The sequence below is a fragment of the Streptomyces sp. NPDC051976 genome, assembly GCF_040680795.1.
GTDB lineage: Bacteria > Actinomycetota > Actinomycetes > Streptomycetales > Streptomycetaceae > Actinacidiphila.
The window spans coordinates 1-11,102 of the sequence record NZ_JBFAXL010000116.1 but is presented as its reverse complement, the minus strand read 5'-3'; the positions used below and the strand labels follow the sequence as shown (position 1 = coordinate 11,102).

Below are 11,102 nucleotides of genomic sequence, written 5' to 3'. Positions count from 1 at the left end.
GCTGGAAGCCCGCCGACGCGGCCGAGACCCGCGGAGTCCCCGGCTCATCTACCCCCCCCCCCCCCCCCCCCAGAACCCAAGGCACCCCCCATACCCCCCAAGGCCCAAAAACCCGCGGGGGGGGGGGCCGGGGCCGCCCCCACCGCGAGGCCCCCGCGTTGCGCTCGCCGCGCGACGTTCTGCTGCCGACTGCCGCGATGGGCGGCGCTGCATCTGCGAGATGCCTGAGAGCGTGAACGACTTGTTGAAGCGCCGCCCTGGCCGCGCCTTGATCCGCGCCTTGATCTGTGACAGGGCCCAGGTCTGGGTCCGGCCAGCCGTGCGCTACTGCGCCCTTGGCCAGCTCGACCTTCAGCACGGCGAAGAGCGCGTTGATCAGCTTCGGTGTGGAGACGGGCCCCGCCGAGCACGGCCCCATGGGTCCGGCGTCCCGCCAGGTCCGGCGCCACCGCTGCACCGAGCGCACGTTCACCCGTAAGTCCTTGGCGACATCACGCTTCGAAGGTCAGTAACGCCGGACCGCCTGCCCTTACTCCTCCTTGGCCGCGTCCTTGAGCGCGTCGAGCAGTGTGCGCAATGCGGGTTGCGCCAGCGTGAGTTCCGGTACCGCGGCGTAGATCGTCCTGACCGGCTCGGGGCGGCGGACCCTGCGAATGGCGACGCCGGAGTGGCGGTTGCCCAGTCCCATGCGAGGGATGAGGCACACTCCGAGGCCGGCGGCGACGAACGCCTGCGCCGTGGCGTAATCCTCGCTCGTTGCCACGTAGTTCGGGCTGAATCCCGCGGCGGCGCAGGCGTCGGCGATGGGCACGAGGCAGGGGCCGGGCGGTTCGCTGCCGACCCATGGCTCACCTGCGAGTTCGACCAGATCGAAGACCCGTTGTGAGGCGAGTCGATGCCCCGAGGGCAGCACCGCGCAGTAGGCGTCATCGAGCAGATGTACCAGGCGGATGCCCGGGGGGTTGCTGTGGCCCGAGCCGACCATGATGGTCAGGTCCGCCCGGTCCTTGTCGGCGGTCGGCAGCGGGTCCTCGGGATCGATGAGTTTGAGATCGATCTGCACACCCGGATGCTCTTCGCGGAGGCGGGACAGGGCGGGCGCCACCACGGTGGGGCCGATCGAGGAAATGTAGCGGATCGACAACCTGCCCGTACGTCCCGCTCGCAGGTCGGCCAGCGCGGTCTCCGCCGCGGCGAGGGTCCGGCTGATGGTGTCCGCGTGGCCGGTCAGGAGCCGCCCGGCCGCGGTGGGTTGGACACCGCGCCCGATCCGTTCGAGCAGCGGGATCCCCGCCTCCTTCTCCAGCAGGGTCATCTGCTGGCTGATCGCGGAGGGGGTGTAGCCCAGATTCCGCGCTGCCGCGGTGATCGACCCGCTGGTGACCACCGCCCGCAGCAAGTTCAGGCGTCGCACATCAAGCATGTAGGTGAGCTTAACGCGAGTGCAGTTTCTTTCGCTTGTCCTTCCGTGTTGGCCGAGGCATCGTTCATGGACATCGACCCGGACATGGACCCGGACAAGGAGAACGACGAGTGAACAGCGCCGCAGGCAGAGCATGGGAGTGGGCACGGCTGGGTGTGCTTGCCCTGCTGTGGGGGTCCACTTTCCTGTGGATCAAACTCGCCCTTGGCGCCCTGGCTCCCGTCCAGGTCACGCTCACCCGCTGCATCCTGGGGGCCGCTGTCCTGCTGGCACTGTGCCTCAGGGCACGCCACCGTCTCCCACACGGCCGCACCATCTGGCGCCACATCTTCGTGGCCGCGTTTTTCTGCAACGCTCTGCCGTTCGCCATGTTCAGCATCGGCGAGAAGACCGTCAGTTCCGGCCTGGCCGGCGTACTCAACGCGACGACACCGCTGTGGTCGGTGCTGATCGGTCTCGCTATCGGCACCGAACACACGCTGCGCCCGGTCCGTCTGGCCGGGCTCCTCCTCGGGTTCGCAGGAACGGTGCTGATCTTCGCCCCTTGGGCGCAAACGGGGCCTGTCGGCTGGAGCGCGCTGGCCATCATCGCCGCGGCTGCGAGCTACGCCGTCGGCTTCACCTACATGGCACGTCACCTCATAGGCAAGGGCATCCCCACCATCTCGCTGTCCGCGGCTCAGCTCATCGCCGCAGCCGGCCTGACCGCGCTGACCCTGCCGGCCGGTGGCCTCGCGGCGGTCCACATCTCCCCGAAGTCCCTGAGCGCGGTCGTGATCCTGGGAATAGTCGCCACCGGGATCACTTTCCACCTCACCTACCGGATCATCGCCGACGAAGGCGCTACGAACGCCGCGACAGTCGGCTACCTGCTGCCGGTCGTCTCGGTGGCGCTGGGCGCGATCTTCGTCAACGAAGCGCTCAACCTGAGGATCGTCGCGGGCATGGTCGTCGTCCTCGTCGGCGTCGGCATGACGCGCCGACAACAGCGGAAGCCGTCGGCGGCGGCCGCGGAAGCTCTGGAAGCGCCGCACACCGCGGCGGCTGCGGCCAACACGCTGAGGACCTGACCGCCGCGGGCCGTGTCACCGCGGCCACGAACGCAGGGGCTACGGCGCCCCACCGCACCATCGTGGGCCCAGGCCGAACGCCGACAGGGATCCGGATCGGACAAGAACAGGACACCACTCACGTGACCACACTGACCATGAGCACCGCCCGCCCGACATCGCTTCCCGCGGACGCTGTCGTGATCGGCGTCGTCAAGGGTCCCCAAGGCCCGGCACTGGCCCCCGGAGCGGAGGCGGTGGCCGACACGTTCGACGGTCCACTGACCGACAGCCTCTCCGCTTTGGGAGTGACCGGCGCCGAAGGCGAGACCGTCAAACTCCTGTCACCCATCGGCCTCAAAGCCCGCCTGGTCCTCGCGGTCGGCCTCGGCAACGCCCCCGACGACGGTGTGTACGACACCGACGCGCTGCGCCGGGCTGCCGGGGTCGCCACCCGTACCCTGGCCGGGGCCCCAAAGGTCCTTCTGGCGCTTCCCGCCGACACCGCGGACGCCGTGGAGGCGGTGGGGCTGGGCGGTCTGCTCGGCACCTATGACTTCACCGCGTACCGCAGCTGCGGCACGGGCGACGGTAAGGCTCCCGTCGCTGAACTGGTGATCCTGGTCGGCACAGGGGCGGACGACGAGGCGCTGCTGCGGGCCTGCGTGGTCGGCCAGGAGCTGAACCGAGCCCGCGACCTCATCAACATGCCAGCCAACGACCTGTACCCGCAGAGCTTCGCGGCCCTCGTACAGGCAGCGGGCAGGGAACACGGGCTCACAGTCGAGGTGTTCGACGAGAACGCTCTCACCGAGGGAGCCTTCGGCGGGATTCTCGGCGTCGGCCAGGGCTCGGCGAACCCTCCGCGGCTGGTGAAGATCGCCTACACCCATCCCAAGGCCGACACGAGCCTCGCCTTCGTCGGCAAGGGCATCACCTACGACTCGGGTGGCATCTCCCTCAAGCCGGTCGGCTTCAACGAGATCATGAAGCGTGACATGTCCGGCGCTGCCGCCGTGTTCGCCGCGGTGATGGCCACCGCGCGGCTCGGTCTCCAGGTCAACATCACCGGCTGGCTGGCCATGGCCGAGAACATGCCGTCCGGTTCCGCCACCCGCCCCGGCGACGTGCTGCGGATGTACGGCGGGAAGACCGTCGAGGTGGTCAACACCGACGCCGAGGGCCGTCTCGTCCTCGGCGACGCTCTGGTGCGTGCAGGCGAGGACAAGCCCGACGCCATCGTGGACGTGGCCACTCTGACCGGCGCCATGGTGCTGGCGTTGGGCAAGCGGACCTTCGGTGTGATGTCCAACGACAGTGCCTTCCGCGACCGGATCATGCACGCCACCAAGAGGGCTGGCGAAGATGCCTGGCCCATGCCCCTGACGCCCGCACTGCGCAAGGGCCTGGACTCCACCGTGGCAGACATCGCCAACTCCGGTGAACGCATGGGCGGCGGCCTCGCGGCCGGCCTGTTCCTCCAGGAATTCGTGCCGGACCACACCCCCTGGGCCCACCTCGACATCGCAGGACCCGCCTTCCACGAGGGCGAGCCCTACGGCTACACCCCCAAGGGCGGCACCGGCTCCGCGGTCCGCACACTGATCCAGGTGGCACTGGACGCAGCGGCGGGCGGCCTGCGGTAAGCACCGCCAGAGCCCGATGTTTCCCACCCCTCGCTGGGCGATCAGCGTGGTCGCCAGGGGCGCCCGGAGCCGACGGAGCGTCAGCGGCCGGACGCCCCCTGCTCTCCCGGGAGCCAGCGCAGCGCGAACCACAGCTCCATCCGCACGTCCTGGTCGTGCAGATCGGCGTCGAGCAGCTCGGCCACCTTGCCGATCCGCTGGCGCACCGTGTTGCGGTGGAGTTGCAGTGCGGTGGCGGTGCGATCCCAACTGCCGTGCAGGGCGAGCCAGGTGCGCAGTGTCTCCAGTAGTACGGCCTGTCCGGGTGCGGCCGCCTCCGCGAGCGGGGCGAAGCGGGTGCGGGCCAGCGCCTGCGCGTCGGTGGGGTCGACCAGGCCGTGCACGCTCCGGTCCTCGGTGCGGTGGCGGACGGCCGCCGCGTCGGTGGCCAGGGCCCGGCGCAGCGCGCGGGCGGCCTGGTTGTCGGCGATCGCGAGGTCGGCCGCGGGCGTCGGCGCGCTGTACCCCAGCGTCCAGCCGAGTTGCCCGAGGTCGGCGTCGACGGCCGTGCGGGGCCCGCGCGTTTCGGGCAGCAGGGCGCGCAGCTCGACGCCGTCGACCTCCAGATAGGGAGTGCCGAGCGAGGTGCCCAGCGCGGCGAGCCACACCGGGTCGTGACTCGCCCGACCTCCGGGCCCCGGCCCCGACCGGGTGTGACGGCCGCGCACCACCACCCAGCGGCTGTCCCGGGCGGCGTCACCGGGCAGCAGCGCCGGGGCGACGGCGTCCGGAGCCTCGCCGAGCATCAGCCGCACCAGCGCCCCGGCGCTTCGGGTGTCGCCGCCCAGTGCGTGGCGCGGGCTGGTGAGCAGGGAGAGCAGTACGGTCGCGACCCCGGTCACTGAGCGGTGCACGGCTGTGGGCGGTGCGGTGGCGGCGACCGCGAGCACCGAGGGGGCGGTGTTGCGCTCGGCTCCGGGCAGTGTGTGGACGGTCAGGTGGAGCTCGGCGTGGTGCTCGGCGGCGGACGTCGGCGGCAGTGGCCGCTGCCCGGAGGCGCTCTCGTTGGTTCTCGGCTGGCGCTGGGTGATGGCGCGTGCGGTGAGTTCGCGCAGCCGCTGGATTGTGGCCGGAGCGGGTCGCGGCCCGGCGGCGAAGAGCTCGCGTCCTGAGGCGTCCAGCAGTGCGGTCCACGCGTCGAGGTGGACCGAGAGCTGGTGCAGTACGGCCGCCAGTGCGTCGGGGCGGGCGGCGGCCCCGGCGAGGGCGGACTGTGCGGCGGAGATCAGCCGCAGCTCGCGGTGGTGCGCCTCCGCCATCGCCGCGTAGGCGGCGCGGCCGACGGCGACGAAGGGCGTCTCGCGCGGGACCCGCAGCAGCGGCAGGCCGAACCGGTCGCAGGCCGCCACCAGGGCGTCGGGGACCTCGTCGTAGACCGGCGCGACACCGAAGCCGATGGCGGCCGCCCCGGCCGCGACGACGCCGCGCACGTAGGCGTCGACACTGTCCTGGGACTGGGGCAGGCGGACGCCGGCGGTGAGCAGCATGTGGCCGCTGAGCAGGTACGGCGCTGGATCTTCCACCTCGGTGGTGCCCACCGTGCCGACAAGGCGGTCCTCGGCGGGACCGGCGATGTGCCGCAGACCCAGGACCGGGTCGGCCAGCAGCACACTGAGCCGCACGGCGGGCGCGCCGGGCGCGGGGGCGTGATCAACCTCGGAGGGAGTATCGGATTCATCCATTGACGGAAAGAATAATGGATGGAATCGCCACTTCAGCGGTGTCGTGCGGCCGCGTAGCGTCTCCCTTCGAGACAGCAAGCCGTAACCCGGCGGTCTCCCCCCCCACCCCGTATCGCTCCCGTTCCTCAGCAGCCGCGCCGTCGTCCCCCTTGTCAGGCGCGCGGTCGCTGTCCGCCATGCGCACCGTACGGAGAACCTTCATGGCCGTCGACTACCTCGTGATGATCGTCTACCTGCTCGGCATCCTCGGCGTGGGCTGGTGGGGCAAGCGGCGCGCCCGCTCCAAGAGCGACTTCCTCGTCGCGGGCCGTCGGCTCGGCCCCCTGATGTACACCGGCACCATGGCCGCCGTCGTCCTCGGCGGCGCGTCCACCATCGGCGGGGTGCGGCTGGGCTACACCTACGGGATCTCCGGCGCGGCCATGGTCTTCGCGATCGGCCTCGGCCTCCTCGCGCTCAGCATCTTCTTCTCCGCCCGGATCGCCCGGCTGCGCGTGTACACCGTCGCCGAGATGCTCTCGCTGCGCTACGGCGACGGGGCCAGCCTGATCTCCGGTGTCGTGATGTGGATCTACACGCTGATGCTGGCCGTCACCTCCACCATCGCCTACGCCAGCGTCTTCGACGTCCTGTTCGACGTCCCGCGCTGGGCCGCGGTGGTGATAGGCGGCGCGATCGTCGTCGGCTACTCGGCGCTCGGCGGGATGTGGTCGATCACCCTCACCGACATGGTGCAGTTCGTGGTCAAGAGCGTCGGCGTGCTCGTCCTGCTGCTGCCCATCGCGGTCGTCAAAGCCGGCGGTTTCGCGGCGATGCAGGACAAGCTCCCGCACAGCTACTTCTCCCCGACCTCCATCGGCGGGCAGACCATCTTCACCTATGTGCTGATCTACACCTTCGGCATGCTGATCGGCCAGGACATCTGGCAGCGCGTCTTCACCGCCCGCACCGACAAGGTCGCCGCGTACGGTGGCACCGTCGCCGGGGCGTACTGCCTGGTCTACGCCCTGGCCGGCGCCGTCATCGGCATGGCCACCAAGGCGCTGTACCCCCAGCTGAACGGCGCCGACGGCGCGTTCGCGACCATCGTCAAGCACGCCCTGCCGACCGGCGTCAGGGGCCTGGTGCTCGCAGCCGCGCTGTCGGCGATGATGTCGACGGCCAGTGGCGCCCTGATCGCCTCCGCCACCGTCGCGAACAACGACATCTGGCGTCGGCTGCGTACGTTGCGGCGCCGCGGTCGGCCCGCGCCCGGCGGGCCCGAGGCGCACACGGACGGCGAGCGCGACGAGGTCCGCGGCAACCGGCTGGCGATCGTCGTCCTGGGCGTGACCGCGATCGTGATCGCCTGTCTGCTCAGCGATGTGCTCTCCGCACTCACCGTGGCCTACAACCTCCTGGTCGGCGGCCTGCTGGTGCCGATCCTCGGTGGCCTGCTGTGGAAGCGCGGGAACCTGTCCGGAGCGCTCGCCTCGATGGTCGCGGGCGGCGCCACCGTGATCCTGCTGATGATGGACAAGGGCGTCCTCGCCAACGAGCCGATCTACTACGGCCTCGCGGTGAGCCTGGTCGCCTACGTCGCCGCCAGCCTCGCCACCCGGCCCACCGACGCCGCTGTGCTGGAGCGGTGGCGCGAGCGGCTGGCGGGACGGGGCGCGGAGCCCGCGCCCACGCAGGTGGGGGAGCGCGCCACCGCCCCCGTCGCGAGCTGACCCCAGCCGCCCGCCCGGCCCGACCCGCCCTCCCCCCGACCCAGGAGCTCGTGGATGTCCCCGAACGCACCCGCCGCCGCCCGGCGGTCGGCCGAGGAACTGCACCTGCGGCGTGAACTCGCCGCGGTCTACCGTCTGGTCGCGCACTTCCGGATGACGGACCTGATCTTCACCCACATCTCGGCCCGCCTTCCGGGACCCGAGCAGCACTTCCTCATCAACCCGTACGGGCTGCTCTTCGAGGAGATCACCGCCTCGAACCTGGTGAAGGTCGACCTGGCCGGGCACGCCGTCGAAGAGACGCCGTATCCCGTCAACCCCGCGGGATTCGTGATCCACAGCGCGATCCACGCGGCCCGCGCGGACGCCCACTGCGTCGTGCACACGCACACGAAGGCGGGCTGCGCGGTCGCCGCGCAGCAGGACGGGCTGCTGCCGCTCAACCAGATCTCCATGGAGTTCACCGGCAGGCTCGGCTACCACGACTACGAGGGCGTCGCCCTCAACCTCGCCGAGCAGCAGCGCCTGGTCGCGGACCTCGGCCCCCACCCGGCGATGATCCTGCGCCACCACGGCCTGCTGACGGTCGGCACGACGCCTGCCCAGGCGTTCCTGCGGATGTACTACCTGGACAAGGCGTGCGAGATCCAGATTGCGGCGGCCGCGGGCGGCGCCAAGCTCAGCGTTCCCGACGCCGCGGTCTGCGAGCTGGCCGCGCGTCAGCTCGCGGGTGAGGGACACGACTCCGACCTGAGCGACAACCACGCGTACGACCTGGCCTGGGCGGCGCTGCTGCGGCTGCTCGACCGCATCGCGCCCGACTACACACGCTGAAAAGGAACACCACCCGCAATGAGCTCCATCGAACCGCGCGATCCCGGGGTCCCCTCCCGGACCGGCGCCGACCCCGCAGGACCCGCCGCGGCGAGCCATATGCGCAACGGCGGCGACCTGGTCGTCGAATCGCTGACCGCGCTCGGCGCCGAGTGCGTCTTCGGCCTCCCCGGCCAGCACGCGCTGGGACTCTTCGACGCCCTGCGCAGGTCCGCACTGCGCTACGTCGGACTGCGCGTGGAGAACAACGCCGGCTTCGCGGCCGACGGCTACGCCAGGACCACCGGGACGGCGGCGCCGCTCTTCCTGTCCACCGGGCCCGGCGCCCTGACCGCTCTGGCCGCGCTCCAGGAAGCGGCCGCGGCGTCCGTCCCGGTGGTCGCCGTCTCCAGCCAGATCCCCTCGGCCGGACTGGGCGGCCGCCGTCGCGGCTTCCTCCACGAACTCGTCGACCAGCAGGCCAGCTTCCGCGACATCGCCAAGTCCGTCCACATCGCCCGCACGGCGTCCCAGATCCCCTCCGCGCTCGCCGGCGCGTGGGAATCCGCGCTCACCGCTCCCCACGGTCCCGTGTGGGTCGAGATCCCGCAGGACGTCCTGCTGGCCGCCACCAGCGTGCCCCCGGTGACCACCCTGCGCGCCGAGCCGCGCCCGCTCGCCCCGCGGCCCGAGCTGGTCACGGCCGCCGCCGCGCTGCTGGCTGAGGCGCGGCGGCCGGTCATCCTGGCCGGCGGCGGCGTCGTACGCTCCGGCGCCACCGGCGAACTGCTGCGACTGGCCGAGCAGTTGCGGGCGCCCGTGGCCTGCACGTACGGGGCGAAGGGGGCGTTCCCCTGGGAACACCCGCTCTCGCTGCAGTCCTGGCTGGAGGACCGCCACACCACCGAACTCCTGGAGGACGCCGACGTCCTGCTCGTGGCGGGCTCGGGCCTCGGCGAACTGTCCAGCAACTACCACACCATGGCGCCGCGCGGCCGGATCATCCAGATCGAGGCGGACCTCGGGAAACTGGAGTCCAACCACCCCGCCCTGGGTATCCACGCCGACGCCCGGCTCGCCCTGGCGGACCTGGCCGAGGCCGTACCGGCCAGGACCCCCGACGGCGCGGCCGAGGCGACCGCGGCCGACCTGCTGAAACGTATCCGGGTCCGACTGGACGCACAGAACCTGGACCTGGAGCAGAACATCCTGGCCGCCGTGCGGCGGGCACTGCCCGACGGTGCCCCGGTCTTCTTCGACATGACCATCCTCGGTTACTGGGCCTGGTCCGCCTTCGACGCCCGCGTGCCCAACACCATGCACTCGGCGCAGGGGGCAGGCGGCCTCGGCTACGGCTACCCGGCGGCCCTGGGCGCGGCCGCGGCCCGCCCCGGCGGCCCGGTCCTCGCGGTGTCCGGCGACGGCGGCGCCATGTACTCGATCGCCGAACTCGCCACGGCCCGGCAGCTCGGCCTCGACGTGACATGGCTGATCGTCGACGACGGCGGCTACGGCATCCTGCGCGAGTACATGAACGGCGCTTTTGGCGAGGCGACGGCGACCGAACTGGCCAGGCCCGACTTCGTCGCGCTCGCCGAGGCGTTCGGGGTCCCCGCGACCCTGACCAGCGCCGACGACCTCGCCCGTGACCTGGCGGCGGCCCTGGCCGCGCCTGGCCCGAACGTCGTCGTGCTGCCCGCCGTGCTCAGGATGTTCGCGCCCACCCACCTCGACGCCCCCGACCCCGGCGCCACGCAGCACTCCTGAGACACCGTCAGACCCCTTGAGGTGCCCCGCGCGGGTCGCAGCCCGCCGACACCGCAATTCCGGGCCACTGGCCCCCCAGACCGAGGAGGACCCGTGCTTCGCGCACTGCGCAACTACATCGACGGCGCGTTCGTCGACGCGGCGGACGGCCGCGTACTGGACATCGTCGACCCGACGACCGGTCAGGTCTACGCGACCTCGCCGCTGTCGGGGCGCGCGGACGTCGACGTGGCGATGGCATGTGCCGCCGCGGCCTTCCCTGTCTGGCGCGACACCACCCCGTCACGCCGGCAGAAGCTGCTGCTGCGGATCGCCGACGCCGTCGAGGCGCGGGCCGACGAGCTGGTCGACGCCGAGTGCCGCAACACCGGCAAACCGCGCGGGCTGACCCGCTCGGCGGAGCTCGGCCCGATCGTCGACCAGATCCGCTTCTTCGCCGGCGCCGCGCGCCATCTGGAGGGCAGGTCTGCGGGTGAGTACATGGACGGGATGACGTCGATCGTGCGGCGTGAGCCGGTCGGCGTCTGCGCCCAGGTCGCGCCGTGGAACTACCCGATGATGATGGCCGTGTGGAAGTTCGCCCCGGCCCTCGCTGCGGGCAACACCGTGGTGCTCAAGCCGTCCGACACCACCCCTGCCTCCACGGTGCTGCTGGCCGAGATCATCGGTGGCGCCCTGGCCGAGCTGGAGCTGCCGGCCGCCGTCTTCAACGTGCTGTGCGGGGACCGGGAGACCGGCCGGATGATGGTCGAGCACCCGACCCCGGCGATGGCCGCGATCACCGGCTCGGTGCGCGCCGGCATCCAGGTGGCCGAATCCGCCTCGAAGGACGTGAAGCGGGTGCACTTGGAGCTGGGTGGCAAGGCCCCGGTCGTGGTCTTCGAGGACACCGACATCCCCAAGGCCGTCGAGGACATCGCGGTGGCCGGGTTCTTCAACGCCGGCCAGGACTGCACGGCGGCCACCCGCGT

At 71.6% G+C, this 11,102-nt stretch carries 8 protein-coding genes; 6 read left to right on the top strand and 2 right to left on the bottom strand.

Annotation, left to right across the window (positions count from 1 at the left end):
- Positions 1 to 529: 529 nt before the first annotated feature.
- Positions 530 to 1,423, bottom strand: coding sequence for a LysR family transcriptional regulator (locus AB0M29_RS44320; RefSeq protein WP_365393362.1), 894 nt, complete (start codon positions 1,421 to 1,423; stop codon positions 530 to 532).
- A gap of 149 nt (positions 1,424 to 1,572) precedes the next feature.
- Here AB0M29_RS44320 and AB0M29_RS44315 point away from each other — a divergent pair, with 149 nt between their 5' ends.
- On the top strand, positions 1,573 to 2,493 hold the full coding sequence (locus AB0M29_RS44315) for a DMT family transporter (RefSeq protein WP_365393368.1): 921 nt from the start codon (positions 1,573 to 1,575) through the stop codon (positions 2,491 to 2,493).
- 122 nt (positions 2,494 to 2,615) lie between these two features.
- The gene (locus AB0M29_RS44310) at positions 2,616 to 4,118 is read left to right on the top strand and encodes a leucyl aminopeptidase (RefSeq protein ID WP_365393359.1); all 1,503 of its coding nucleotides are present in this window, start codon (positions 2,616 to 2,618) and stop codon (positions 4,116 to 4,118) included.
- 80 nt (positions 4,119 to 4,198) lie between these two features.
- Here the strand turns inward: AB0M29_RS44310 and AB0M29_RS44305 are convergent, their stop codons facing one another.
- Entirely contained in the window at positions 4,199 to 5,839 is a 1,641-nt protein-coding gene (locus AB0M29_RS44305; RefSeq protein ID WP_365393355.1) for a PucR family transcriptional regulator ligand-binding domain-containing protein, read from the bottom strand.
- A 200-nt stretch (positions 5,840 to 6,039) separates the two neighbouring features.
- Between AB0M29_RS44305 and AB0M29_RS44300 the strand changes: the two genes are divergently transcribed.
- The 4 genes from AB0M29_RS44300 to AB0M29_RS44285 form a co-directional block, all read left to right on the top strand.
- The gene (locus tag AB0M29_RS44300) at positions 6,040 to 7,551 is read left to right on the top strand and encodes a sodium:solute symporter (RefSeq protein ID WP_365393352.1); all 1,512 of its coding nucleotides are present in this window, start codon (positions 6,040 to 6,042) and stop codon (positions 7,549 to 7,551) included.
- Between the two features lie 54 nt (positions 7,552 to 7,605).
- Positions 7,606 to 8,385, top strand: a complete 780-nt coding sequence (locus tag AB0M29_RS44295; RefSeq protein WP_365393349.1) for a class II aldolase/adducin family protein — start codon at positions 7,606 to 7,608, stop codon at positions 8,383 to 8,385.
- Positions 8,386 to 8,484: 99 nt separating this feature from the next.
- On the top strand, positions 8,485 to 10,131 hold the full coding sequence (locus AB0M29_RS44290; RefSeq protein WP_365393365.1) for a thiamine pyrophosphate-binding protein: 1,647 nt from the start codon (positions 8,485 to 8,487) through the stop codon (positions 10,129 to 10,131).
- Positions 10,132 to 10,224: 93 nt separating this feature from the next.
- Positions 10,225 to 11,102 (top strand): aldehyde dehydrogenase family protein (locus tag AB0M29_RS44285; protein ID WP_365393346.1); only part of this gene is annotated, 878 nt, incomplete at its 3' end.